We start from the raw sequence: 2,232 nt of genomic DNA, 5'->3' as shown, positions 1-2,232 counted from the left end.
ATCATCGCAGGTCAGCGGGCACCTCTTCTCGTTCCGCCTTCCGCAGCCGGCCGTCATGCGGTGGATCCAGGCTGATACGTCGCAGCAAACGGATACTCGTCGCACGAGATCGAGTCTGCCCTTCCAGGGGGACGAGCTCATGATGCAGGAAGGTATGGGGGTGATTGAGGAAAAGCCTCTTCGGTACCCATCCATTGATCCGCAGTGAGCGGGACTTGGGGCACATCACCTTTTCCCGGGAGTCGTTCTTGTTGTACCCGGTGGCATCCCCGCCCGGCCGCGAGGGAACTACTTCGCCCTTCTTGGGGCCAGGGATGTACTTCAATGGATTGTCCGGACTTGCGCCAAGTCCCCTGTGTTTGGCCTTGTTCTGGATCAGCCACGCGTGCGCCGAAGCGGCCGGGTAGGCCGCGGCGTTGAACTTGTACCCGGGCACGTAGTCAGGCAGTACGCAACCGCGAGTTGCGTACACCTTGTCGCATCGTACGGTGATCGAGCCTGTCGAAAGAGAAACGATCGCCCAGCTGCCGCCGCGCCCCGGGTCCACGACCTCCTGTTCCGAGGTGAAGAGCCAGGCGAAGTCCACGGGGAACTTCTTTGACAGATTGATATCCTTCTTGCCGGATTCATCCTGAAGCGACCCGTTCCATTTGTGGGTCACATTGCCGGAGACCACGTCAGTGTCGTTGTTCCCGTCCCAGACGGGCTCTTCGTCCCCTGCCCAGACCCAGTCCGTCTTGTCGTCCACACACCCACCTGTATCCACACCGCAGCGCGCCTCGGCCGCGAGGAACTTGATGGAATCCGAACCGAAGAACGGAAGGTAGCCCTCAGCTGGTGAAGTGTCGAGCGGGGTCATCTGAACCCAAGGCCCCGGGGAGAGTCGTGTTCGCCCGGTTTGATCATGGGATGCCGTGGAGGGTGAGGACGGCTTCGGGGCGGGTGTGAGCGCGGCGGCCACTGGCGATGTTGGCCCAGCCGACCCGGTGGAGGGCGGCGCGGGCCAGGTCACGGAAGACACTCACGACGACGGGAGTGCGGTGGCGGCGGACCTGGCTCAGGTCCTCGCCGAAGACGACGTCCTTGGACCAGTGGACGGCGGATTCGATCATCCAGTGCCCGCGGGCCCAGGCGGCGATCTCGGCGGCGTCGGCCTGGTGGGCGGCGAGATCGGTGACCGCGTAGACGGTCTCGGTGGACCACTTCTTCGTGCCGAGCCGGCGACGCTTGCGGTGGATGCGTACGACCTGTTCGGCGTGCGGGAACAGCAGGTTGTCCACGCTGGCGACCTTGACCTCGCGTACTTCCTCACGGCCATGACCACGGTCGCGGGAACGGTCTTGGACGGGCATCTCGCGCCAGGGCAGCTTCGCCAGCTGGCGGGCGAGGATGGGCTGGTTGTGCTTCACGGACAGCAGGTAGTGCGCTTTGCGCTGCTCCACGAGGTAGCGGGCATGGGCGGTCTGGGCGTGCAGGGCATCGACGGTGACGACCGCGTCGGTGAGGTCGGTATCGGCGATCTGGTCCAGCAGCGGGGCGAACTCGGGGATTTCGTTGGTTTTCGCGCCGATCTCACGCAGGGCCGCGGTCAGCGCGTCGTCGTGGCGCACCGCGCTGAGCACGAACACCTTCGATCCGTCGGCGCGTACCGCACCGCGCAGGCATTTACCGTCGACGGCGATCGCACGTCTGCGGATGGTCCGGCGGCCTGGACGGACGCGTCGGGCGGTGCGGTGGGCGCGGCGCTGTTCACGCTCGCGGGTGCCGTCCGGGTTCACCGGCGCAAGGGGTGCGGTGGCGAGAGCAGCCAGGTGGGCGAAGCCGGCCGCGGTCAGCGCCGCGGGATCGACCCTGGCAAACGCGTCACGCAGGGTGCGTTCACCCGGAGCGCGGTAGCGCCCGGGTGAAGGGATCGTACGGGCAGCCGAGCCGGGCCAGAACCTCCTGCTCACACCGCCGTGCCCATTCCGCGATGGAGACAAGGGAGTTGTGCCCGGCACAGGTCATCGCGCAGACGCCGACGGCGAGCAACGTGGTCAGCTGGAAACGTCGTCCCCGACGGTCGCGTGGGTCGGGCACGCGGGCCAGGGCATCCAGGAGTCCGGGCGGCACGACCGCCGCCGGGCCGACGGGCGGGGGCGTCGTGACGGGCGCAGCACCCGACTTCATCAGTAGGTAGGCACACGTGGTCGGCGGATTCGCGGGCTGGCCTGCGAGAATGGCATGAGGAGC

The 2,232-nt window shown here is 66.7% G+C and carries 1 protein-coding gene and 1 pseudogene; both read right to left on the bottom strand.

Annotation, left to right across the window (positions count from 1 at the left end):
- Position 1: 1 nt before the first annotated feature.
- Positions 2 to 859, bottom strand: a complete 858-nt coding sequence (locus JL475_RS38685) for a hypothetical protein (protein WP_202282875.1) — start codon at positions 857 to 859, stop codon at positions 2 to 4.
- 43 nt (positions 860 to 902) lie between these two features.
- Positions 903 to 2,169: pseudogene (locus tag JL475_RS38680) on the bottom strand (ISAs1 family transposase).
- Positions 2,170 to 2,232: the final 63 nt, after the last annotated feature.

The organism is Streptomyces sp. M2CJ-2 (assembly GCF_016757295.1).
Lineage (GTDB): Bacteria > Actinomycetota > Actinomycetes > Streptomycetales > Streptomycetaceae > Streptomyces.
This window is presented reverse-complemented; position numbering and strand designations above follow the sequence as displayed.